Source organism: candidate division WOR-3 bacterium (genome assembly GCA_016867815.1).
Taxonomy (GTDB): Bacteria; Hydrothermota; Tepidihabitantia; order Tepidihabitantales; family Tepidihabitantaceae; genus UBA2258.
In genome coordinates, this window is the sequence record VGIR01000055.1 from 1 (window position 1) to 22,528 (window position 22,528).

The following is a 22,528-nucleotide window of genomic DNA, read 5'->3' on the forward strand; positions in this document are numbered from 1 at the left end:
GCAGCCGGCAACGCCAGCCAGAAGTGGTCAGGAGTTACTTTGCGGAAGAGCACGTCCGATATGCGGCAACATGACCTCAAGCTGTCAAACATTTAGTGCTCTCCGTAGTATCATGAAGCGAAGCATCATCGCGACGGCAGCTCTCTTGCTGCTGATCTCAGGCGCGACCTACGCCCACCCGCCTCGGCGGCGGCATCGGCCGCGGATCGTCTCGGGGCCGGAGCTCGCCTGGTTCGCCTGCGGCCATCGTCACGAGTGGGTCCGGGTCGAACGGCACTGCTACCGGGAGTTCGGGCCACAGGCATACTTCGAGTGGTCCTTGTCCGGTGACCGCGGTTGTCCTGGCTTGCGGTGGCATTGGGAGCACGGGCGACGTCCCGACTGGCCTTGGCACCACTGGGGCGGCTGGCACGACCCGGAATGGCGCCATGGTCGCGGTCACGGCCACGGTCGCCACTAAGCCCGACTGGTCCGGTCTGAGCGAGGGAACGCGCCAGACCGGTCTGACAGGTTGAGAGCACGGCAGTTCGGTATCAACAGACGGCTCGGTCTTAGACATTGCCGCGATACTGGACTGGCCGTGACTCTCTTTTCAGCCGCCAACCACAAGCCGCAAGCTAGACCAAGCTCAAGCCAAAGTTGACCGACGGCTGACCACTTCCGGTCAATCCCACCAGCCGCCTCTCCCTTGCCCTCCTCCCTTCGGCTGACCCGCCTGCTCGACACCCCGCATGCCGGGACACTGCCGGGAGCTACCTCACATCGGAATAGCGGGTGAGCTCCGGATGTATCTACCTGCGTATGAACAGGCCGAGCTCGGACTTCGGCAGGTGGCGGGCGGACGAACCTGCGGTCAGGTCGTCCGTCCCGGGTCCTGCGTTCGGCTTCAGACACGGTAACCTGGATAGGAGGATGCTATGTCCATGACTTCGGCAGGTATGCAGAATCGGATCCGCCGGTCGTCGGCGGTGATCGTCGCCGCGCTGCTGGTGCTGACGGGCATCTCTTGCACGCACTCGCACTACTACGACGGGTTGTTCTACGAGGACATCGCCCGGGGCGTGGTCAGCGGGCTCGATGCCATCTACAACGATTACATAGCCGGCACGCCGACCGGCTACGTGGACATCCTCGCCTGCGGGCCGTACGGCGGCATCGTACACATCACCGGTACCGCTTGCTACGACCCCTGGACTGATGTCCAGACTGCGGACCTGCAGTACGACCTGTCAGATGTACGGGTCTCTTTCACTTGGTCTTCGTCCGACCTGGACGTAGACCTTACGCTCAACGGCGTGATGTACGAGCACAGTTCCTGGTCCCACGATTACTCGAGTATCTGCTACGATTCGCGCGACCTCTGGATTGCGGGCTCGGCTGAGCGGGACTGCGAACGACGCGGGGTCGACGGCATAACTGACTTCCGGGCAAACAGCACGGACTCACGGACGTCGGCTGATCTGTTCGGATGGAACGTATCATGGTAGGTGGCGCCAGCCCCGGGCCGGATTCCCCGGAACTCGATGCCCATCTGATTCCGACGCGCGACAGGTAACTCCCGCGAGGTCCCTGGCAGAGGCAGGTTGTTCCTCAAAGCCTCTGAGCGTGCCTAGGATCTCACCCATTGTGAGCCAAGTCCGAATGCATGCAATCCGATATCTTTCCCCACGTCGCACAGTCGCAAGTCTCGTATTATGAGAACATGCAGCAACTGGCCCGCGACCTGGGCTTCCACGTGATCGTGCCGTCGCTTGGGCGATTACTGTCATAAGTGTCTGCAGAAAAGTAACATACGTCACATCCGAGCCGCGGGTCATTTGGCACAGATTGTGCAAAATACCCCATGGGAGCACGGCAGTCCGGTACCAGTGCACGGCTCGGTCAAAGCCATTGACACGCTACTGGACTGCTCGTGACTCTTTTTTTGCTCGGGCATCGGAGTACGCTCGGAGCCCCCCCCTCCCTCTCGCGACTGCATCGTGCCGGCAGGCCGTCCTCGCCCCAGGCCCGAGCCCTGGGGACTACGCCCCTCGTGTGGTTCATGCGACTCGCTTCACTCGTCGCACGTGACGTATCACGCCTCTTGTGGCGAGGACGCTCATCGCCAAAGCTCCGCCCGTGTGCCGCTGACTCCGCTCCGCCAATCACCGGATTACTCGGCTTGACACCTGCAGAAGTCCGCCTACACTATCAACCTAGTGGGCTAGAGACTGAATCCCGAGGTCGACGCGCTCGGTCGGCCCCATCCAGTTAGAAAGGCAAACCAGGAATCGAGGAGGACAGGTGAGGTATCGATACCGTAATGGCGTCGGCACGCCCGAGAGGCGGCCGGCAGCACAGCTCAAGTTCGCAGCCGCCGTGATCGTAGTGCTCTGCATCGCCGGACCGGCGATGGGCAAGGCGTGGAACGCGGCCACGAGGAGGATCATAACACCTCCTACCGGCAGCACCGACTCAGGCACGATGGTCGTACCGAGTGCCGTCGTCTTCAACCCGGGCGACAGCACCGCTTCATTCCCGGTGCATTTCTACATAGGCACCTTCTACGCCGACACTCAGTATGTAAGCAGTCTTGCCAAGAACGATTCGGCTACCGTCGTCTTCGACACCTGGCCCGCACTCCAGCGCGGTTCGCAGACGGCCCGGTGCTCGACCGCCCTGGTTGCAGATGAGAGCACCGCGAATGACCGCATCACGCGCACCTTCAACGTCCGCGTCCGGGACGTTGGCGTAGACAGTATCTACAGACCGCGCGGGATCATCGACTCCGGCTCAAGCATCACTCCCCAGGCGCGAGTTACCAACTACAGCACCGGGACGCAGTCATTCTATGCCAAGTTCCGTGTCGGGAATTCCTACCTCGACAGCCAGTACGTTTTCAACCTCTCGTCGGGCTCGTCGACAACCGTGAGCTTCAACACCTGGCGTGCCGATACCTGCGGCACGTTCACGGCGTCGTGCACGCTGTCGCTGGCCAACGACCAGGTTGTCGGCAACAACAAGAAACAGAACAGCTGCACGGTGCTGAAGATCTACCGAGATGCCAGCACGATGCGGATTGTCGGACCGAAGGGGGTGGTTGATTCGGGAACGGTGCTGACGCCGCAGGCGGTCGTCCGCAACTACGGCAACACCGCCGAGACCTTCCCCGTGATCTTCACCATAGGCCCAGACTACACGGACACGATGCAGGTCACCAGTCTGGCTCCACAGGACTCCCAGCTCGTGACCTTCGCCTACTGGACCGCCGTAGCGCCCGGCACGTTTGCCGTCCGGTGTTCGACCGCTCAGCCCGGCGACACGTCGGCAAGCAACAACTGGGCTTCGGACTCGGTTGAGGTCGTGGCCAGCTCGTACGATGTGGGCGTGACGCGACTCATCGCCCCCAAAGGCGTGGTCGATTCGGGCGCGGTGTTTTCACCCCAGGCGATGGTGCGCAATCACGGCAACACCGCCGCGTCGTTCCCGGTGATCTTCCGTATCGGGGCCGCCTACGCCGACACGATGCAGATCTCCGGCCTCGCCCCGCAGGACTCGCAACTCGTGACGTTCGCCTACTGGCATGCCGGCCCGGGCGGGGTGCTCACGACCCGGTGCTCGACCGCGCTGGCAATCGACACGCTGGCAAGCAATGACGCCGCAACCGACTCGGTGCAGGTAATCGTCCGCCTCTACGATGTCGGCGCCATTCGCGTCATCGCCCTTCCCGATACGGCGGATTCCGGCAATCTCTATGTGCCGCAGGCGATCGTCCGCAACCTCGGGTCCGAACCCATGTCGTTCCCGGTGCGGATGACCATCGGCGCCTACTCTGACACGAAACAGGTGAACAACCTGCCTGCCGGTGACTCCTGGGCTGTGACGTTCGCGGTCTGGACCGCATCCGGTCGCGGCTCCGCGGCAGCCGTCTGCAGTACGATGGCGTTGGATGATCGCGACAGCACCAACGACCTGGCGCTGAAGACGATCTTCCAGCGGGTACGCGACGTGGGCGCGGAGATGATCAACGTCCCGACGGGAAACGTAACGCAGGGCACGGTCGTGTCACCGAGTGCAACCCTGGAGAACTTCGGCAATTCGAGTGACAACTTCCCCGTCGTCTTCCACATCGGTACCTTCTACAGCGACATCCAGTACACAAACGGTTTGTCGGTGACGTTCCGGCCCTGCACGCTGGCGGTCATGGGCAGTTTCACCATGAAGTGCTCCACGGCCATGAGCGGTGACAGGATCCGCTCCAATGACGCCGTGATCGATTCGATACGCGTGGTGAGTTCCGGCATCGACGCCGGGGACCTGCCCGGCACTCCACGAGCCGTGACCCTGAGCACCTCCGGCAGCAGCGTTTTCTCCGGGAGCGCTACCATCGTCTACGGACTGCCGAAGAGAACTCCGGTGCGGCTCGAGGTGTACGACGCCTGCGGCAGGCCGGTCCAGACTCTCGCCTCCGGCGTTGGTGAACCCGGGTATCACACAGCGGTCTGGCACTGCACCGGCGCAGATGGCAGAGCCCTGCCCGGTGGAGCTTACTTCGTTCGCCTGACCACTGACGGATTGACACTTACCAGCAAGGTCGTGAAGCTGAAATAGACTTCCTTCCGACCACGACCGTACAGAGGGGCGACCACCTGGTCGCCCCTCTGTCGGCAACCGGCAGCGCGAGCACAACTAAAACGCCTCTGGACGCGCGCCGTCTGCCGCCGGAGAGATGCGTTGCTGACCTGACAGCAGACAGCAGACGTCGCGCCCTGGGGGAGGCGAGTTCCCGGCTAGCCAGCCGGCAGCAGTTTGCGCCTGCGGAATCGGGCCGGACCGACACCGAGGTCGGCCAGCATGCCGATTGCGGTCTCCAGCCCCTTCCCGAGGTCGGCGGGACGATGGGCATCGGAGCCGACGGTGAAGAACTTGACCCCTGCCTCACGTGCCAACCGCAGGATGTGCGTGCTCGGGTAGGGTTCGGAGTTGCCGCGGCGCAGTGCCGACGTGTTGACCTCTACTCCGACGCCCGTCCCAGCCACGAACCGCAGGGCTTCCGGCCAACCGGCATCAACTACCTGGTCAAACCGGACGTCGAACAGAGGTCGAATGTACTTGCGGTAGATGTCGATGTGGCCGAGGGAGTCAAAGAGCTGGGTCCCGGCCGCGGCCCGGAGATTGCGGAAGTAGCTATCGGCGAAGTGCTCAGGAAATCGCGCCAGCTGCTCGCTCTTGAAGCGTTCCAGTTCATCTCCGGCAGTGATGGCGATGTGACCCAGACAGTGGACTGACCCCAGCACGAAGTCGAACGGGTATCGGCCCAGGAAGTCGCTGATGACGCCCTCAAGCCCCGGCTCGTACCCCACCTCGACGCCGGCCAGCACCACAAGGCCTGGAAACTTCGCGGCGGCCGCTTCCAGAGCAGCAAAGTAGGCACCCGGCCAGTCAGAAGCAACGGGCTGGATAAGGCCGTTGACCCGCACGTGTTCGATGCCGGTGCGGGCCGGATCAGGTTCGTAGTGAGTGGTGAAGCATACCTCACTCAGGCCGATCTCGACCGCTCGCCGGCAGAACTGCTCGACCGAGCCCTGTGCGTCGTGCGAGAAGTCCGGATGAACGTGGTAGTCTACCATAGACGTGACTCTGGACTATAGACTATTGACTGGCGACTTCCAGTTGTGCGGCGCCATCGAGGACGGGCTGTGGCTTCCAGGCGCAACCGGCTTTCAGTCCCAACCGCAGCCACTGTCCGAGTCTGACTCCACATCCTGCCGACAGACGCCAACATGAGACACTACTGCTGAAGGATGAGCCGATGCGGCCCGCGCCGGGTTCGTGCAGATACATGTTCACTCCGGACCCATCAACACTGACGCGCGCTGCGGCAAGGCCCACTTCGGCCGGACCCAGCTCCTGCGTCAGGAGCAGCACCGCGAGCGTCCCACGCGATTCACTCCCTGACGGGTAGACGTTGGCAATTGCCAGGCGTGCGGTCGTTGTCCGGCCGGCTCTCACACCCATCTCTGCTCGCGCCGTCCGCGAACGCTCCTTATCCAGCCGGTAACGAAGACCCAGGCCCAGCGCGAGGTCGAATCTGCCCAATTCCTGCCCAAATCGCAATTCCAGCTTCGCCGGCATCGAGTCGAGTTCGTAGTCGCGATACGTGTTGCCGCTGACCGAGACGCTGGAGCCGGAATGGTGCCACTTGAGTCGGCCTGATGCGTCCATCCGATCTCTGCCATTCACAAGGCCGGACCATCGCCCGTGCGGAGCAAAGAAGCGAGCCTGCCGCCCTCGCAGTGCCAGGCGGGAATCGAAGTTTGGCCAGTGACCCACAATCTCGAGCGAGCCGGCGAGGCCGGGGCCGCTGGATGCCGCTACTTCCGCACCCAGCTCGTAGTCTCCCTTCCTGTACTCTGCGTTCACGCCGGTCGCGAGCAGGTCGCTGCCGGAGAACGAACTGCCGGATTCGGCAGGCGCGAACGAACGGTCGTACCTGGAGTACTCGGCGCTGAACCCGGCGCCGAAACGCTCGCCTCGGTACGCGGCACCCAGACCCGCGGTGACTTCGTGAACTGCACCCCGGCCGGCCAACGAAGCTGAGTCATCGTGCACACCGGTGCCGACCAGGCGCTCCACTGTTCCGTCCTCGTTGAGGCGCGCATCCCGTCCCATAAATGACCCCAGCGCGAGCAGGTTCCATCTGCCGGCTTCAGTCGCAACTGCGCCGCCACGCAGGCAGGAACCCTCACCCGCCGAACTCAGCAGCCGGACGTCCGGGCCGGTGCGTCCGGGCCCGTCTAGAAGATTGCTGCGCCAACTGGGAGTGCTGAGGACCAGTCCCTGACCGAAGCCCGCAGCGAAATCGCCGACAAGAGCCCGGGTCCCGGCCATCCGGATTTGCGCGCCTCCGCTCAGAAAGTCGGTTGGGCTGGACTCGCCCCTGTCTTTCTCGGTCAGAACGACAGCCCGGGCCGGTCCCGTTCTGACCTCGAGACGATTGAGCATCCTCAGCCTGGTGGTGCCGCCCTCGAGCGAATCTGTACTCACTCTGGAAACAAAGCTGCCACTCCAGGCCGTCCTGCGGCTGCTGACTCGCAGGAATGGCCGGATGGCCGCGAACGTCTCGTCGGTCATTCCGGCGACAAGTCTCAGTTGCTCTATGCGACTGATTCTCCCTGCCGAATCTCGTGTCGCCACGATCCGGTAGGCAAGGATGGGACTGAGCCAAGGAATCGCCAGGAGCTCGCGGGCCGAAGCACGGTTGACGTCGATCTGTCGCTCGAGCAGTCGTTCGACCTCTTCCTGCATTGCCGCATCACCTTCGGTCGGCGAGTACTCGGGGAAAAGACCCGAACCGAACTGCCCGAGCAGAAGCAGCAGGGCTAGTGCCATGCCGCGCGCAAACCCAGAACGTGTGTCTCTTTGAGACCCGAACGGAACTGGTACGCGTACTCAAGCCGCAAAGGGCCCACCTCGGCCCCGAGGCCGGCGGCGTACCGGAGCGGGGCTACGCCGATGCCCAGCCGCAAAGCGATCTGCGGAACCGGCAGGAACTCAGCGCCGAACGCCGCGTCCTCATCGCCCCGCTCCCGGCTGAGATCCAGGGCCAGGAGCAGATCGTCGACCGGACTCCACGAACCGGCGACCACGAACCGGAGCGGCAGTTCGGTACCCTCGCGCCAGCGCGGCGAATTGAGCCGCAACGCGGCCGCGCCGAGTCGGACGCGACCGGACCGCCAACACACACCTGCGTCGAATGAGGGCACGAAGTCGCCGTGCTCCGGGCCAGCACTGACTACCAGCGCGTGAACACCCAGACCGACGGCAACATCGGTAGTAGGCGTGCCACCCAGTACCAGCCCCGCGTCGTGTTCGCCATAGCGCCCCAGGACAAGAGAAGACAACCCCAGCCCGGCCGCCAGCCTCCCTGAGCTCCAGCTGCCTCCGAACCTGCCCCAGGCCAGCCCCGGAAGCCCGTAGGGACGGGAACAGCAGATGCCGACGCGCCACTGCCTTTCGTCCAGGCCGAGAGCCGGGTTGAGGAAGAAGGAGTGATGATTGTCTGCAACAGCCGCACCGGCAACCATCGCGGCAGACCGCCCGAAGTATCCAGGGAACTCAAAGGCACAGAGCAGTACGAGAAGAACCACTGTCGACTCCGGTCCGGCCCCTCTCGGCCGGACCTACCTGACGTAGTAGAGGAACCGGCCGCAGTTCGGGCAACTGACGAGGTCGGTACGGCACCGGGCCGCCAGTTCGGAGGGAAGCTTGACATAGCACCCGCCGCAAAACTCACGTATGACCTGCACCACGACCCTGCCTCCGTAGCGCTTCATGATCCGCTCGTACGTGGTCAGCAGTTTGGGATCTATCTTCTTGGTGAGCTTCTCCCGCTCGCGCTCGGCAGTCTTGATGAAGTCCTCAGAGGCCTTGTCGGTGCGGAAACCTACTGCCTGGTAGTCGACGGTCTCGATGTCGCGCAGAATGTGGTCGAACTCCTCGAGCGAGCGCAGGGTCTCGACCTTCGCGTTCATCGGATCTTCTCTTCCAGGTTGCGCACCAACTCAATCATCTCGTCCGGGGTCTGGGGGTCGAACAGCCGCTTCTTCTTGGTCAGCTCCTGGCAGACCATCGCCACCCTGCCCAACGTGATGAGATACTGATTGCCCGGGTCCTGCGGAGGCGCCATTATCAAAAAGAACAGATGTGCTGCTTTGTGGTCGATGGAATCGTACTCGACGCCTTTGGTGGAACGCCCGACCGCCATTTCCAGTTTGTCTATCAGAAGCGAACGACCATGCGGTATGGCAATACCCTTGCCGATGCCGGTCGAACCCAGTTCTTCACGCTTGGTCAGGGTCGCCAGCAGCAGTTCAGCATCGTCGCCCTGCCGGATCATCTGCACCAACTCGCGCAGCGCCTCCGGCTTCTTCTTTGCCTTCAGGTCGAGATTGATGCGGTCGGGCCGAAGCAAGGACGTGAGAGTCAACTGGCACCTCCTGTTGGCCGCAGACCACGGGTGCGCGGCCAGTTAGCTTTTGACATTGGTATCGGTGTAGGTCTGGCAGGGTGCGTCGCCCCAAAGCCGTTCCAGACCGAAGAACTGGCGGGTCTCACCACAGAAAATATGCACTACAACGCTGAAATAGTCAAGAAGTATCCACAGGCCGTTCTCCGCACCCTCGACATGGTGTGTCCGCTCCCCCTCGCGCTTCAGCTCCAGCGCCACTTCCTCGGCGATCGCCTGTGCGTGGATCGACGAACTCGCGGTGGCGATAACGAAGTAGTCGGCCAGCGGGGAGCGGCCGCGCAGGTCCAGCACGGCAACGTCCTCCCCGAGCTTGGCGAGGATGATGGTCGCCGCCCGCTTTGCCAGCCGTCCTGCAGTCATGCCTAGTACAGCGGGACCACGTCGGCAAAGAAGCGGCGGTAGTCGGCGCCGACTATCAGCCGCACCTCCAGGTAGCGACTGGAATCGAGTTCGACCCGGGTCTCGGGCACGGCTTTCGACCCCAGCGGCAGCTTTCGCCAGCGCCGCTGTACTGACAGAGCTCGGGCCATCTTCTCCGCGTTACTTCCGGTCGGGTCTCGCAGATCCACCACGGTAGTCAGCGGTGAACGCTCACGGGCAGCCCTGACTGCATAGACGTCAAACCCGCGCATCTGCAACTCATCGGCAACTGCCCGGCCCACCCGCGGCGTTCCGCACGCGTTGATTACTTCCATCCGCAGCAGGTTGGCACCGGGTACAGTCTCCTCTTCAGGCAACAGCCGCCAGGTGATGGAAGCGCCGGCGGCCAGAAACAGGACTACCGGCAACAGCCAGGCAAGTGCGTTTCTCAATCCGCACTCGGCTCCCGGCGCACAGCCAGCCCACGCTCCAAGACGCCCAGCTCGTCCGGCGTGTTGGCACCAAGCATCTCGTCTGGGTTCGCGGCAAGCACGGCCACCGCCTTTCCACCCTCGGAACGCAATTCGGCCACGATGTCGGTAAGGTAGTACTCGCCCGAGACCGGGCTCGGAAGAATCCTCTCCAGAGCCGGCCTGGCACTGCCCCAGCGAAAGGAGTACGCGCCCGAATTGACCTCGTTGATGGCCAGCACCTCGGGAGTAGCGTCACGTCTTTCCACTATCTTCTCGATTGCATCGCCACCGGCGCGCACGACCCGACCGTAGCCGGCCGGGTCTACAAGCCGGGCAGTGAAAACCGCCACGTCGGCGCCGGATTCCTGCCGGACCCGGAACAGCCGCTGGATGGTCTCGGGACGGATGAGCGGCGCGTCGCCACAGAGCACCACGCACTCCTCGTCATCCCCCAGCAGGCCACGGCAGGCCAGGACCGCGGCGGCGGTGCCGTGCTGCCCGGACTGCACTACGAACTCAACGTCGTCGTGCGCGAACGCAGCCATCACCTGCTCTTTCTGCGTGCCGACCACCACGATTGTGCGAGTGACCCCGGCCGCACGGACTGACTCCAGAACGTAGCGCAGGAGGGGGCGTCCCTTGATTGGCAGTAGCACTTTGGGGACGTGACTCCCCATGCGCTTGCTTCTACCGGCCGCGAGGACTATTGCGGTCACTCTTCTTGATGCGATTGCGGCTATCGACGTTGACGCAAATCAGCCCGTGTTCCCGAACCTCGGCTTCGGAGAGCCAGGCGTTGGCCATGACTATGACCTCGTCGCCGACTTCACCCAGACGCGCTGCGGCCCCGTTCAGAACGCAGTCACCCGCTCCGGCCCTTGCTGCGATAGCGTAGGTCTCAAAGCGGTGACCGTTGTTGACGTTGACCACCTGCACCAGTTCTCCGGGCAGGATGTCGGCCGCCTGCATCAGCCTGGCATCCAACTCCAGGCTGCCCTCGTACTTCAGGTTCTTGTCGGTGACTACGAGCCGCTGGATCTTGCACCGGACCAGGCACCGGAGCATCGGCCGGCTACTTCTCTGATTCGTCGCGAGCTTTGCCCTTGTCCCCGGCCTTCTTGTCAGGCTTGCCCTTCTTGCCGCCCTTCTGCTTCGCTGCCGCCTCTTTGGCCTTCTTCTCGTGGTGCCGCTCCTCGCGAATGACCAGTTCGAGCAGCGCCATCTCGGCCCCGTCGCCTTCACGCGGTCCCAATTGCAGCACCCGGGTGAAACCACCGGCCCGGCCCGCAAACCGCGGCCCTATGACCTCGAAGAGCTTCTTCAGTACGGCCTTATCCTGGATGAACCGACCCACCTCGCGGCGGGCGGCCACATTGTTCTTGAGCGCGAAAGTGACCATCCGGTCCGCGAAGCGCCGGCATTCCTTGGCCTTGGGCAGAGTCGTCCTGATCCGCTCGTGCTCGAACAACGACGTAACCAGGTTGCGCATCAGCGCCAGGCGATGCTGGGCCGTCCGGCCGAGCTTCTTGACCTTGTCTCCGTGACGCAAGGCTACTCCTTATCCTTTTCGGCTTCCGGCTCATGCTCGAGTATCGGCAGACTGGAAACGTCCATGCCGAGCGAAAGCCCGACATCCTCAAGCACCTTCTTCAGCTCTTCGAGAGACTTCCGTCCGAAGTTCTCGATATCGAGCATGTCCTTCTCGTTGCGCTGCACCAGATCACCGATGGTCAGGATCGAAATCCGTTCGCCGGTAGTCTTCGAGCGTCCCTTCATCAGGCAGTTCAGCGCCCGGTTTGAAAGCTCCAACTCCTCGATGCTCTGGTTCAGGAGTTCGACCAGCTTGTCACGGTCCTGATACAACTTCTCCTCGGCAATGAACTCCGGTTCCTTCTCCGCCGGCACCATGACCGCCATGTGATTCTTGAGGATGGTACCCGACTGGATCATGGCCTCGTCCGGCCGAACCGTTCCATCGGTCCATACTTCGAGCACCAGTCGCTCAAAGTCGGTCCGATCGAGAACGCGCATTGACTCCACCCAGAAATTGACCCGCTTCACCGGTGAGAAGAACGCGTCCAGGAAGATGGTCGTCTCGGGAGCGGTACGGTTCTTCTTGAGGCGTTCGGCCTTCACGTAGCCCCGCCCGTTCTCGACCAGAAGCTCAACATCCAACGAGCGCTTGCTGTCGGATATCGTGAGCAGGCGTTGGTCTGGATTGGCAATCACAATCTCCGGCGGCACCGTCAGGTCCCGGGCCAGGAACTCGCGCTTGCCCGATGCGTGCAGGTGGCACAGCTTTGGAGTTTCCGACCAGAGCCGCAGACGCAGCTTCTTCAGGTTGAGCACTACCTCGGTCACATCCTCGACCACATCGTCAATCGTCGAGAATTCGTGGGCCACCCCGTCGATTCGCAGCTCGGTGATGGCCGCTCCCTGTACCGACGACAGCAAAGCCCGGCGCAGCGAGTTGCCCACCGTCGCTCCCCAGCCCTTCTCCAGCGGAGCCAGGGTGAATCGGCCATACGAGTCGGACGCGGATGCGCCGTCAAGGTCGAGCTTCTCGGGAAGTGTGAAAGGCTTAAGTTTCATTTCGAGTAGAGCTCCACAATCAACTGCGTGTTACACGGAATATCTTTCACGTCCTCTGGACTCGGCTGACGCACAACCGTCCCCACTCCGCGGTCGGCGGCGACCGTCAGCCAGGACATGCCCGGCTGCTGCTTGTTCGCCAGGATCGCACTGATGACCTTCATCGCATCGTCGCCCTTCACGCCGACTATGTCACCGGCATCGGTCAAATAGGAAGGGATGTTGATCCGTCGGCCGTTGACGGTAATGAGGCCGTGCCGTACGAACTGCCGCGCCTGCCCCCGGGAATCGGCAAATCCCATCCGGAAGACGACGTTATCCAACCGACGCTCCAGCAGGATCACGAGTGTCGCCGCGGTGTTCTTGCTCTTCGCGGCCTTGGTGAAGTAGTTATGGAACTGCGTTTCAAGGATGCCGTACATCATCCTTAGCTTCTGCTTCTCGCGCAGCTGAATCGAATAGGCCGACACGCGGCGCCGGCCGCGCACTTCGGGCATCTCTCCGCGCTTCATCAGCGTGCACTTGTCTGAGAGGCACTTCTCGCCCCGCAGGAACAGCTTCTCGCGGCTCTTCCGGCATCGCTTGCACTTCGGTCCGATGTATCTTGCCATGGTTCCCTTCTTCCGCTAGACGCGGCGCTGCTTCGGTGCCCGGCAGCCGTTATGGGGAATCGGCGTGATGTCGCGGATTGAGATTATGTCCAGGCCGGCATTCTGCAGTGAGCGGATGGCCGACTCTCGACCCGGGCCCGCACCGCTTACCCTGACCTCAAGCCGCTTGACCCCCAGCGAACCCGCCTCTTTTGCCGCGGCCTCGGCGCACAGTCCGGCGGCGAACGGAGTCCCCTTCTTCGATCCCTTGAACCCGACTCGACCCGAACTTGACCAGGAGATGACCGCCCCGGTCGGATCGGCAATCGTCACGATCGTGTTATTGAAATTGCTGTTCACATGGGCAACACACAGGAGCGGAACCTTCTTGCGAGCTGACTTGCGCGCCATTATGCCTTACCTCCGGCCGCCGGCTTGGGGGCGGCCGTCGCCGGCGCCGCCTTGACCTTGATGACGCCGGTTGTCTTCCGCGGACCCTTACGGGTCCGGGCGTTCGTCCGCGTCCTCTGACCTCTGACGGGCAGCCGTCTGCGATGCCGATCCCCGCGGTAGCTGCCTATCTCTATGTAATGCTTGATGTTGCCGGAAACCTCCGCCCGCAGCTCGCCCTCGACCTTATAGCCACCGTCAATCTCCTTGCGGATGGCGGCTACATCGTCGTCGGTCAAGTCCTTGGTACGACGCGTGGGGTCGATACCGGCTGCGACCAGAATCTTGCGTGCCGTATGCTGGCCGATGCCATATATATGCGGCAGCGCGTACATAATCGCTTTGTTGTCGGGCAGGTCGATACCCGCTATACGAGCCAAACAGACCTCCTGTGGTTGCCGAAATCAGGAAAACTGCACTTTTGCCTAGATTGTAAGCTGTAATGTATAGCTGATTTAGCCGCGATGTCAAGCAAAAAAGCCCTTGACGGCCACGAACCCAAATGACCGCTTCGCACCCGCACTGGCCAGGCTGAGAAGCAGGGGCTGGCGCAGACGTGCCGGAGGTCGTATCGGCTACACCGGTCACGTCGAAGATTGGCTTTCTGCTGGTGCTTGACTCAGGCCATCACCACCAGCGGACATCTTCGTGCAGGAAGTCGCCATGCCGCACCGCAGGCAGACGAACCGCCGCCAGCCCTGAAGAGCATGCGGAGTAGGCCTCATGGGGCAATGCCGTTAGCCTGATCACGGAGGCGCAAGGTCAGTTCTGACGGTTGCGTCCGGCTCATGTTCGGTGTCTCCTGCGTAGTAGTGGTTCAGCCTCGGAATCAGGGGGGCAGCCGCTTGCTTGACTCCGTTACCTTCTCCAATATACTACGCTCTGGCAGAAGCCCGCATCCTTTATGGTTTCCGCCAGCCGGTTTCGCAGTACATCATTTTCACTTAATAGCGATTCTCCAAAGGAGGAGTCAGCAATGGCCGAAGAGCAGCTATATCACCCATCGAAGGAGTTGGTCGAGAACTCCAACATCATGGCGTTCATGAAGAAGCACGCGATCGCGGACCTGGACGCGCTCCTCAAGCGTGCCGAGGACCACAATTGGTACTGGGGCGAGCAGGCCAAGGAACTCGAGTGGTTCAAGCCCTACACCCAGATACTGGACGACTCTGACGCCCCGTTCTTCAAGTGGTTCGCGGACGGCAAGTTCAACATCGTCCACAACTGCCTCGACCGCCATGTGAAAGCCGGCCGGGGCGACCGCGTCGCTTACATCTACGAGCCGGAGCCCACCGACCAGAAGGTCGAGCGCTGGACCTACGCCATGCTCTACAAGGAAGTCAACAAGCTGGCAAACGCGTTGAAGAAACTCGGCGTCGTGAAGGGCGACCGGGTCATGATCTTCATGCCGATGATCCCGCAGCTGCCGGTGGCGATGCTCGCCTGCGCGAAGCTGGGCGCCATCCACTCGGTGGTCTTCTCCGGATTCTCCTCCTCCTCGCTGCGCGACCGCATCAACGACTGTGAAGCCAAATTGCTCATCACCACCGATGGCGGCTACCGCCGCGGCAAGGTCGTGACGTTGAAGAGCAATGCCGATCCGGGTCTGGGCGACTGCAAGTCGATCCAGAACGTCATCGTCTTCAAGCGCGCCGGCAACCCGGTGACGATGCAGCCCGGCCGCGACCACTGGTGGCACGACATCACGGCGAACGAGCCCGACGAGTGCCCGACCGAGCAGCTCGACCCGGAATCACCCCTGTACATGCTCTACACTTCGGGCACGACCGGCAAACCCAAGGGCATCGTCCACGTACACGGCGGGTACGCGGTTGGCACGTCCTCGACCCTCAGGTTCGTCTTCGACATCAAGCCTGAGAAGGACATCTGGTGGTGCGCGGCCGACGTCGGCTGGGTGACCGGCCACTCCTACATCGTGTACGCCCCGCTGATGCTCGGCGCCACGTCAGTGCTCTACGAGGGCGCTCCCGACACGCCGGCCCCGGACCGCTGGTGGTCGATAATCGCCCGCGAAAAGGTGACTATTCTGTACACTTCGCCTACGGCCATCCGGATGTTCATGCGCTTCGGCGAGGAGTTCCCGAAAAAGCACGACCTCTCCTCGCTCCGCCTGCTCGGGTCCGTGGGCGAGCCGATTAACCCGGAGGCGTGGCGCTGGTACCGGAAGAACATCGGCGCGGACAAACTGCCGATAATGGACACCTGGTGGCAAACCGAGACCGGCAACTTCATGATTTCGCCGCTTCCGATTACGCCGCTCAAAGCGGGCACGGCCACGCGGCCTCTGCCAGGCGTGATGGCCGACGTCGTCACCGGCGAAGGCAATCCGATCAAGCCGATGGAGAACGGGTTCGGCGTGCTGCTCAAGCCGTGGCCGGCGATGCTGCGTACGCTGTACAAAGACCCGGCACGGTACAAGGATGCCTACTGGTCCCGCTTCCCGGGCAAGTACCTGATGGGCGATTCCTGCACCAGGGACACCGACGGCTACTTCTGGTTCCGGGGCCGGGCCGACGAGGTTCTCAACGTCGCCGGGCACCGTCTGGGCACCGCTGAGATCGAATCCGCGCTTGTCGCGCACGCCGCGGTCGCCGAGGCCGCGGTCATCGGCGTTCCTGACCCGATCAAGGGCGACGTGCCCAAGGCGTACGTTTCTCTGAAGGTCGGGTTTGAGAAGTCCGACGCCCTCAAAGAGGAACTCAAGAAATGGGTGTCGACCGAGATCGGCCCGATTGCCCGGCCCGACTCAATCGAGTTCCGGGACAAACTGCCCAAGACCCGCTCGGGCAAGATCATGCGCCGCCTACTCAAAGCCGAGGCCCTGGGCAAGGACGTCGGCGACATCTCGACACTTGACGAGTGAGGAACTGGCGGCTCTTGGCCGCCAGCTTGCAGCCCGTAATCACAGCAGGGGCACGCCTGAGCGAGCCCCTGCTGTCATGATGCAGCCGGGGCCGGACTCCGGCCCGCTGCTGATACTCAAGGAGGCTAGTTCATGAGTGAAGGAAAGGTATTCAACCGCTGGCTGATCGTGGTCGGCGCCATTCTCGTCCAGCTCTGCCTGGGCGCTGTGTACGCATGGAGCGTCTTCCGTGACCCGATACGCGACCTGCTGAATGTGAAGCTGGCCCAGGCGCAACTGCCCTTCAGCTTCGTGCTCATCTTCTTCGCGCTGGCCACGGTCCTTGGCGGCAAACTACAGGACCGACTCGGCCCCAAGATCGTCGCCATCATCGGCGGAGCACTGCTCGGCATCGGCATGATCATCGCAAGCCAAGCAGGCAGCATCGCCGGCATGGTCATCGGGTACGGCATGATCTCCGGCATCGGCATTGGGTTCGCCTACGTCTGCCCCATTGCCTGCGGAGTCAAGTGGTTCCCGGACAAGCGTGGCCTCATCTCCGGCCTGTCAGTCGCGGGGTTCGGCGCCGGCGCGCTTATTGTCGGTCCGCTTGCCCAGAGCCTCATGCGTTCCATCGGCGCGGCCCGGCAGGTTCCGTCGGAACTTGCCGGCCGGCTCACCGCCAAACTCGCGCCCGCCTTCACCGATACGCTGGCGCTCAAGTCCGCACTGACCGCCGCCGACTCGACGGCCGCCGTCAATACGGCCGGGCTTCAGGCCGCCGCCGCCAAGGCGGCGGTGCTGCCCCTCGGCGTTCAACCGACTTTCCTCTACCTCGGCATCGCCTACATCATCATTGTCGCTCTTGGCGCACTTATTCTGCGCAACCCGCCGCCCGGATACAAGCCTGCCGGCTGGAACCCGCCCGGGCCAGCAGCCGGAGCCCCGGTGAAGTCCGACTTCACCGCCGGACAGGTTCTAGGCACCGGACAGTTCTGGCTGATCTGGCTGCTCTACTTCTGCGGTGCCGGCACCGGCTTGATGATGATCGGCCAGACCGCGCCTATCGGCAAAGAGATGGCCGGCCTGACCCCGGCAATGGCTGCTATCGGAGTGAGCGTACTGGCGATATTCAACGCTCTCGGCCGCATCTTCTGGGGACGGGTATCTGACTCGATCGGCAGGACCAAGGCGCTGTTCATCATCTACCTCATCAACGGCGCCGCCGTCTTCAGCTACTTCGTGATTCCGGCATTCCATGCCTGGTACTGGGTTGGTATCGCCCTGGTCGGCCTCACCTTCGGCGGCTACCTGGCCATATACCCGGCCATCAACGCCGATTTCTTCGGTACCAGGAACGCGGGCGTTAACTACGGCCTCATCTTCACCGCCTATGGATTTGGCGGACTGTCCGGCAACCTGCTCGCCCCCATCGTCAAGCAGGCAACCAACAATTACAACCTTGCTTTCATTCTGTCCGGCGTACTTTGCTTGGTTTCCGCGGTGCTCATCCTGCTGCTGAAGGCGCCGCGGGCGAAGGCGGCCGCCGGCTCTTAAACCAGGAGGAATTGCGTGAAGAAGTTGTCACCAACCGAGATCGAGCAGCTTGTCGCCAAGGCCAGGAAACCCGCGGCCGACGCGATGCTGCTGCACCCGTTCTACAAAGGCAAGTACCAGACCGTGCCCAAGTGCTGCATTCGCGACTTCAACGACTTCGCCATCTGGTACACACCGGGCGTAGCCGCTCCCTGCAAAGACATCCAGGCCCATCCAGAGAAATCCTTCGAGCACACCAACCGTGCCAATACTATCTGTGTCCTGACCGACGGCACCCGTGTGCTCGGCCTCGGCGACATCGGGCCCGAAGCCTCGATGCCGGTGATGGAAGGCAAGGCCCTGCTCTTCAAGTACCTGGGCGGCGTGGACTGCGTGCCCATCGCGCTCCGCACCAAGGACCCGGACGAGTTCATCCGCACCGCCAAGCTGCTCGAGCCCTCGTTCGGCGGCTTCAACCTCGAAGACATCTCCCAGCCCAAGTGCTTCCGCATCCTCGATACTCTGCGCGCCGAGATGAACGTTCCGGTCTGGCACGACGACCAGCAGGGCACTGCCGCTGTCACCTACGCCGGACTCGTGAACGCGCTCAAGTTTGTCGGCAAGGACATCGCCAAGGTCAAAGTCGTCTTCCTAGGCGCCGGCGCCTCCAACATCGCCATCTCCCGCGTCTGCTTCAAGGGCGGCGTGACGCCCGAGAACACGATCATGTGCGACTCCAAGGGCACGCTCCACAAGGGACGGCCCGAGCTAAAAGCCGAGTTCAAAGAGAAGTGGCACATGGCCGAGATCTCCAACAAGTGGGACGTGCGCGGGACTATCGTAGATGCGATCAAGGAGGCGGACGCACTCATCGCCCTGTCCACGCCCGGCCCGAACACGGTGAAGCCGGAGTGGATCAAGTCGATGGCCAAAGACGCGGTCGTCTTCGTCTGCGCCAACCCCATCCCGGAGATCTGGCCTTGGGACGCGCTGGAAGCCGGCGCTGCGGTCGTTGCGACCGGCCGTTCCGATTTCCCCAACCAGGTCAACAACTCGCTCGGATTCCCCGGCATCTTCCGGGGCACCCTCGACGTTCAGGCCAAGACGATAACCGATGAGATGTGCATTGCGGCCGCGTTGGAACTGGCCAAGGTCGCCGAGGACCGTGGCCTCAAGCATGACTACTTGGTCCCGACGATGGACGACTGGGAGGTCTTCCCGCGCGAAGCCGTAGCGGTCGGCATGAAGGCGATTGAACAGGGCGTTGCCCGTATCACGATGTCCCGCGACGAGCTGATGAAGAAGTCAACCGCGACCATCAAGCACGCCCGCGAGCTCGTGCAATCGCTGATGAAGGAAGGCTTCATCCCTCCCGCACCCGCGTCCTGAGATGTGCGGGACATGACCGAAGCCCAAGGGGTTTCGGATCGTATCCCAAGCCATGAACCACTGGGGCGGCCTTCCGGCCGCCCCGGTGGTTTCGCTATGTGTCCTATTGGCCCTATACGTCCTATTCTGCTTCGCCCTCAGCGCTGGACCACGAACTTCTGCGTGACTGCAGACTGGCCGTCATCCAGCCGCACCAGGTAAACCCCACCCCTCAAGAGACGCAGGTCCAGCGGAAGATCACCAGTGCGGTCAGCGAGGAAGCGACGCGTGACTACCGGTCGGCCCGAGACGTCGAGGAGAGTGATCCTCGCTGGTCCGGCCCGGCGGAGGCCGTAATCAACGTGCAGGACGCTACCGGCAAGCGGACTCGGCGACAGCGTCAAGCTCATCCCGACATGGTGCTCAATCTGCACCCAGCCCGAAATCCCGGCGACACTCACGAACACGATGTCGGTGTCGTTCGGACGGTACGTGTCCGCCGGATAGGTAATGTACGCCTTGCAGGTCTCGTTGCCGCCCGAGTAGACCCATGGGTCTAGCGTCACAACCGTGCTCTCCCCCACCGCAACAAAGATGTTCATCGTGGAGTCCGAGTATCCGCTCGGCACCATCTTCACATCAAGCCGCGGCACTGCCGCAGGTACGACAAACATGTTGATCAGTCTGATCTGCACCGGCACAAGCCCCGGCTCCTCGCTATCTGTAGGGCTCACTATCTCGGCCGCAACGTCTAACCCTGACGCAGTCCGTATGAACACAACGTCCGTGTCGTTCGAGTGGTTTGAGTCCGCAGGATATGTGATCCACGCCGTGCAGGTCTCGTGGCTGCTCACCGCTGACACCCAGGGATTCAGCGTCACAACCTTGTTCTCGCCCACACCAACCGTCACATACCCAGACGAGTCCCGGTATCCGCTCGGCACTATCTTGACAATTATGTACGGCACCCGCGCAGTCGTGTCGCCTGTATTGGTCAACCTAACCTGCACCGGAATGAGCCCCGGAGCCTCGTACGTATCCGGCCTCACAATCTCGGTCACGACATCCAACGTCGATGGAAGACCTTCAACGGGTCTACCGACTATTGGTGAAGGTGTACCCGGCACGACTGCAGCGCACAGGGCGAGGGTCAGAACTACGACTACGGTTCTGCTGGGCATGTTCGCCTCCAGACGCGGGCCCTTCTCGGTCCCTTTCCTCCTGCAGGCGATGCGGCTGCGCCGGGTCCGTGGCAGCGCGGTCGCGCCGATTCCGTCCGCCGGTCGCCTCAACTCCGGCGCACGCTGTCCAGTGCGCCCCTGAGGCAACACGATTGTATAGCGCATCCGCTCCCCGTCAAGCCCCCGAATGGCATCGGGGCGGCCTTCCGGCCGCCCGGCAGTGTTTCGGTATGAGTCCTATTGGTCCTATGGGCCCTATTCCCTTGCCTCCGGCGCTTCGTAGTTCGGCGCTTCCTTAGTGATGGTCACATCGTGCGGGTGGCTCTCGCGCAGGCCCGCGCCGGTTATCTTCACGAACTTGGCCTTGCGCCGGAACTCAGGGATCGTGCCCGCTCCGCAGAACCCCATTGCGGCCCTGACTCCGCCATCGAGCTGAAAAAGCACGTCCCTCACGCTGCCCCGGTACGGTACCCGGCCGACAATCCCCTCGGGAACGAGCTTGGCCTGCCCTTCCTGGAAATACCGGTCAGACGATCCCTTCTTCATCGCGTCGAGCGAGCCCATGCCGCGGTAGACCTTGTAGCGCCGGCCTTCCAGCAACACGTCCTCGCCCGGGCTCTCGTCGGTCCCAGCCAGAAGATTCCCCATCATCACGGTGCCGGCCCCGGCCGCGAGCGCCTTGGCCACGTCTCCGGAGTAGCGGATGCCGCCGTCAGCAATCACCGGTATTCGCCTCGACTTCAGGGCAGCCGAGCATTCCATCACCGCGGTCAGTTGCGGCACGCCCACTCCCGCGACAATCCGCGTCGTGCAAATCGAGCCGGGCCCGACCCCGACCTTCACTGCATCGCAGCCGGCCTCGGCCAGGGCAAGTGCCCCTTCGGAAGTGCCGACGTTGCCCGCGACTACCTGCAACTTCGGGTACTTTCTCCGGAGTTGGCGGGCCGCCCCGACCACCTTGTCCTGGTGACCGTGGGCAGTGTCGATGACGATGGCGTCGACCTCGGCTTCGACCAGCGCCGCGGCCCGGACCATCGCATCCCGGCCGACCCCGACCGCGGCAGCAACCTTGAGCCGGCGCTTCCCGTCCAACGTGGCGTTCGGATTCTCCACGCGCTTCAGGATGTCCTTGGTGGTAATCAGCCCCTTGAGCCGTCGCTGCCGGTCCACGATCGGCAGCTTCTCAATCCGGTGCTGGCGGAGGATTTCCCGCGCGCGCCGCAGCGTCGTACCCTCGGGAGCGGTGATGAGACCTTCGTCCGTCATCACCTCTGCTACCGGCTGCTTCCAGTCGTCCTGGAACAAGAGGTCGCGCTTGGTCAGGATGCCCACAACGTGCAGCTTCGCGTCCACCACCGGCAGCCCGGAGATTCCGTACTGTCCCATCAACTCCCGCGCCTCGGCGATGGACTTGTCCGGCGTAATCGATATCGGCTCGGCGATCATGCTCGACTCGGCCCGCTTCACCTTGGCGACCATGGCCGCCTGCTCCTCGACCAACAGGTTCTTGTGCACGACCCCGATGCCGCCGGACTGGGCCATGGCGATCGCCATCCGCGACTCTGTCACCGTATCCATCGCCGCGCTCACCAAAGGGAGCTTCAGCACTATCTCCCGGGTGAAGTAAGACTCAGTGTCGACCTCGTTCGGAAGCACGCTCGACCTCTGCGGAAGCAAAAGGACATCATCAAAAGTCAGGGATTCCTTGATGCTCACTCAAACCTCCCGTTGACGCGGCACATAACCCGATTCCGCCGGGGAGTTGGGATTGTATCCCAGGTCCCCGTGCTCAAAAGTAGAACCGCCCCATCCCAGGGCGGCAAATTGCATGGCTCGCTGCCAATGACTACGCTTACCATGGCAGATTCTAGTCAGGAAAGTACGCCCGTCAAGAGTGAAGCGTCCGCAGTCAGTTCTGGCCTGGGTACATGGTGACCCCCTGAGAGAGGTAAGACGGTCAGCGGGAATTGCTCCGCGGAGATGGAGAGAGATGAGACGGAACGTGCGTGAGATTTGTCGGTCGGCAGGCGCTCGGATGCGCCCGGGCAGACAAGAAGAAGGGCATCGTGCTCAACGCCTGGCTGGTTACACTTGTGTGATGAATA

21 protein-coding genes are annotated in these 22,528 nt (G+C 62.6%); 5 read left to right on the plus strand and 16 right to left on the minus strand.

The annotated features are described in order from the left end of the window. Positions 1–917: 917 nt before the first annotated feature. Complete coding sequence (locus FJY68_09185; GenBank protein MBM3332005.1) at positions 918–1,487, plus strand: hypothetical protein; 570 nt, start codon at positions 918–920, stop codon at positions 1,485–1,487. Between the two features lie 796 nt (positions 1,488–2,283). Further along, positions 2,284–4,590 carry a T9SS type A sorting domain-containing protein gene (locus FJY68_09190; GenBank protein MBM3332006.1) on the plus strand — a complete coding sequence of 769 codons (2,307 nt, stop codon included), beginning with the start codon at positions 2,284–2,286 and terminating at the stop codon, positions 4,588–4,590. A gap of 179 nt (positions 4,591–4,769) precedes the next feature. Here FJY68_09190 and FJY68_09195 read toward each other — a convergent pair whose 3' ends face one another. The 14 genes from FJY68_09195 to rpsM form a co-directional block, all read right to left on the minus strand. Beyond that, positions 4,770–5,609: a histidinol-phosphatase HisJ family protein gene (locus FJY68_09195; GenBank protein ID MBM3332007.1), complete on the minus strand. Its 840-nt coding sequence runs from the start codon at positions 5,607–5,609 to the stop codon at positions 4,770–4,772. A 22-nt stretch (positions 5,610–5,631) separates the two neighbouring features. After that, on the minus strand, positions 5,632–7,371 hold the full coding sequence (locus FJY68_09200; protein MBM3332008.1) for a helix-hairpin-helix domain-containing protein: 1,740 nt from the start codon (positions 7,369–7,371) through the stop codon (positions 5,632–5,634). After that, positions 7,362–8,129 (minus strand): hypothetical protein, encoded by a 768-nt coding sequence (locus tag FJY68_09205; GenBank protein ID MBM3332009.1) that lies wholly within the window; start codon positions 8,127–8,129, stop codon positions 7,362–7,364. The genes FJY68_09200 and FJY68_09205 overlap by 10 nt, the downstream gene beginning before the upstream one ends. A 33-nt stretch (positions 8,130–8,162) precedes the next feature. Beyond that, positions 8,163–8,513 (minus strand): hypothetical protein, encoded by a 351-nt coding sequence (locus FJY68_09210; GenBank protein MBM3332010.1) that lies wholly within the window; start codon positions 8,511–8,513, stop codon positions 8,163–8,165. Next, positions 8,510–9,010: a PTS sugar transporter subunit IIA gene (locus tag FJY68_09215; protein MBM3332011.1), complete on the minus strand. Its 501-nt coding sequence runs from the start codon at positions 9,008–9,010 to the stop codon at positions 8,510–8,512. Before FJY68_09215 ends, FJY68_09210 begins: the two co-directional genes overlap by 4 nt. Next, the gene (rsfS, locus tag FJY68_09220; protein MBM3332012.1) at positions 9,011–9,370 is read right to left on the minus strand and encodes a ribosome silencing factor; all 360 of its coding nucleotides are present in this window, start codon (positions 9,368–9,370) and stop codon (positions 9,011–9,013) included. It abuts the gene before it with no gap. 2 nt (positions 9,371–9,372) lie between these two features. Then, positions 9,373–9,822 (minus strand): LytR family transcriptional regulator, encoded by a 450-nt coding sequence (locus FJY68_09225; protein MBM3332013.1) that lies wholly within the window; start codon positions 9,820–9,822, stop codon positions 9,373–9,375. After that, positions 9,819–10,520 (minus strand): hypothetical protein, encoded by a 702-nt coding sequence (locus tag FJY68_09230; GenBank protein MBM3332014.1) that lies wholly within the window; start codon positions 10,518–10,520, stop codon positions 9,819–9,821. The genes FJY68_09225 and FJY68_09230 overlap by 4 nt, the downstream gene beginning before the upstream one ends. 10 nt (positions 10,521–10,530) lie before the next feature. Continuing rightward, positions 10,531–10,908: an aspartate 1-decarboxylase gene (locus FJY68_09235; protein ID MBM3332015.1), complete on the minus strand. Its 378-nt coding sequence runs from the start codon at positions 10,906–10,908 to the stop codon at positions 10,531–10,533. 7 nt (positions 10,909–10,915) lie between these two features. Next, entirely contained in the window at positions 10,916–11,332 is a 417-nt protein-coding gene (locus FJY68_09240; GenBank protein ID MBM3332016.1) for a 50S ribosomal protein L17, read from the minus strand. 62 nt (positions 11,333–11,394) lie between these two features. Then, positions 11,395–12,435, minus strand: a complete 1,041-nt coding sequence (locus tag FJY68_09245; protein ID MBM3332017.1) for a DNA-directed RNA polymerase subunit alpha — start codon at positions 12,433–12,435, stop codon at positions 11,395–11,397. Continuing rightward, on the minus strand, positions 12,432–13,046 hold the full coding sequence (gene rpsD / locus FJY68_09250) for a 30S ribosomal protein S4 (protein ID MBM3332018.1): 615 nt from the start codon (positions 13,044–13,046) through the stop codon (positions 12,432–12,434). Before rpsD ends, FJY68_09245 begins: the two co-directional genes overlap by 4 nt. 15 nt (positions 13,047–13,061) lie before the next feature. Next, positions 13,062–13,436, minus strand: coding sequence for a 30S ribosomal protein S11 (gene rpsK, locus FJY68_09255; protein ID MBM3332019.1), 375 nt, complete (start codon positions 13,434–13,436; stop codon positions 13,062–13,064). Then, entirely contained in the window at positions 13,436–13,855 is a 420-nt protein-coding gene (gene rpsM, locus FJY68_09260) for a 30S ribosomal protein S13 (protein MBM3332020.1), read from the minus strand. The genes rpsK and rpsM overlap by 1 nt, the downstream gene beginning before the upstream one ends. Before the next feature lie 596 nt (positions 13,856–14,451). Between rpsM and acs the strand changes: the two genes are divergently transcribed. The 3 genes from acs to FJY68_09275 all read left to right on the plus strand — a co-directional run bounded on the left by acs (position 14,452) and on the right by FJY68_09275 (position 19,263). After that, the gene (gene acs / locus FJY68_09265; GenBank protein ID MBM3332021.1) at positions 14,452–16,359 is read left to right on the plus strand and encodes an acetate--CoA ligase; all 1,908 of its coding nucleotides are present in this window, start codon (positions 14,452–14,454) and stop codon (positions 16,357–16,359) included. 132 nt (positions 16,360–16,491) lie between these two features. Further along, positions 16,492–17,895 carry an OFA family MFS transporter gene (locus FJY68_09270; protein ID MBM3332022.1) on the plus strand — a complete coding sequence of 468 codons (1,404 nt, stop codon included), beginning with the start codon at positions 16,492–16,494 and terminating at the stop codon, positions 17,893–17,895. A gap of 84 nt (positions 17,896–17,979) precedes the next feature. Then, entirely contained in the window at positions 17,980–19,263 is a 1,284-nt protein-coding gene (locus tag FJY68_09275; protein ID MBM3332023.1) for an NADP-dependent malic enzyme, read from the plus strand. 137 nt (positions 19,264–19,400) lie between these two features. On the opposite strand, the gene FJY68_09280 is transcribed toward FJY68_09275, so the two are convergent. Together FJY68_09280 and guaB are read right to left on the minus strand one after the other, a co-directional pair. Beyond that, on the minus strand, positions 19,401–20,588 hold the full coding sequence (locus tag FJY68_09280; protein MBM3332024.1) for a T9SS type A sorting domain-containing protein: 1,188 nt from the start codon (positions 20,586–20,588) through the stop codon (positions 19,401–19,403). 90 nt (positions 20,589–20,678) lie between these two features. Continuing rightward, the gene (gene guaB, locus FJY68_09285; protein MBM3332025.1) at positions 20,679–22,139 is read right to left on the minus strand and encodes an IMP dehydrogenase; all 1,461 of its coding nucleotides are present in this window, start codon (positions 22,137–22,139) and stop codon (positions 20,679–20,681) included. Between the last annotated feature and the right edge of the window lie 389 nt (positions 22,140–22,528).

Coding starts and splice junctions, on each gene's coding strand:
- FJY68_09270 (MBM3332022.1), top strand. CDS start 16,492: ATGAGTGAAGGAAAGGTATTCAACCGCTGGCTGATCGTGGTCGGCGCC.
- FJY68_09245 (MBM3332017.1), bottom strand. CDS start 12,435: ATGAAACTTAAGCCTTTCACACTTCCCGAGAAGCTCGACCTTGACGGC.
- FJY68_09275 (MBM3332023.1), top strand. CDS start 17,980: ATGCTGCTGCACCCGTTCTACAAAGGCAAGTACCAGACCGTGCCCAAG.
- acs (MBM3332021.1), top strand. CDS start 14,452: ATGGCCGAAGAGCAGCTATATCACCCATCGAAGGAGTTGGTCGAGAAC.
- FJY68_09230 (MBM3332014.1), bottom strand. CDS start 10,520: ATGGGGAGTCACGTCCCCAAAGTGCTACTGCCAATCAAGGGACGCCCC.
- FJY68_09210 (MBM3332010.1), bottom strand. CDS start 8,513: ATGAACGCGAAGGTCGAGACCCTGCGCTCGCTCGAGGAGTTCGACCAC.
- rpsD (MBM3332018.1), bottom strand. CDS start 13,046: ATGGCAAGATACATCGGACCGAAGTGCAAGCGATGCCGGAAGAGCCGC.
- rpsK (MBM3332019.1), bottom strand. CDS start 13,436: ATGGCGCGCAAGTCAGCTCGCAAGAAGGTTCCGCTCCTGTGTGTTGCC.
- FJY68_09235 (MBM3332015.1), bottom strand. CDS start 10,908: ATGCTCCGGTGCCTGGTCCGGTGCAAGATCCAGCGGCTCGTAGTCACC.
- FJY68_09185 (MBM3332005.1), top strand. CDS start 918: ATGTCCATGACTTCGGCAGGTATGCAGAATCGGATCCGCCGGTCGTCG.
- FJY68_09200 (MBM3332008.1), bottom strand. CDS start 7,371: ATGGCACTAGCCCTGCTGCTTCTGCTCGGGCAGTTCGGTTCGGGTCTT.
- FJY68_09240 (MBM3332016.1), bottom strand. CDS start 11,332: ATGCGCAACCTGGTTACGTCGTTGTTCGAGCACGAGCGGATCAGGACG.
- rsfS (MBM3332012.1), bottom strand. CDS start 9,370: ATGACTGCAGGACGGCTGGCAAAGCGGGCGGCGACCATCATCCTCGCC.
- FJY68_09195 (MBM3332007.1), bottom strand. CDS start 5,609: ATGGTAGACTACCACGTTCATCCGGACTTCTCGCACGACGCACAGGGC.
- FJY68_09280 (MBM3332024.1), bottom strand. CDS start 20,588: ATGCGCTATACAATCGTGTTGCCTCAGGGGCGCACTGGACAGCGTGCG.